Annotated in this window: 1 protein-coding gene; it reads left to right on the forward strand. The window is 36.0% G+C overall.

Features of this window, described 5'->3' with window-relative positions:
* Nucleotides 1-278 (forward strand): trigger factor (locus ACFINO_RS11175; protein ID WP_375655916.1); only part of this gene is annotated, 278 nt, incomplete at both ends.

A 278-nucleotide genomic window follows, 5' to 3' on the forward strand; every position in this document is an offset into this window, starting at 1 on the left:
AGATTCTAGATGGCAAAGCCGATTTTATTTTTAGTTTAAAATATGAAGTTTTGCCAAAATTTGAAATTAAGGACTTTGAACATATTGAAATTATCCGTGAAATTGCGGTTATTCCTGAACAAGAGATTGATGATCAAGTAAAGCGTGTACTTTCCTCTGCGTGTAACTATTCTTTAAAAGATGGTCCTTCTGAGGAAGGTGATCGTGTTACGATAGACTATATTGGTAAACTTGAGGGTGTTCCATTTGAGGGTGGAGCAGAGAGTGATGCACAATTG

The sequence above is a fragment of the Bartonella sp. AA83SXKL genome (assembly GCF_042196965.1).
GTDB lineage: Bacteria > Pseudomonadota > Alphaproteobacteria > Rhizobiales > Rhizobiaceae > Bartonella.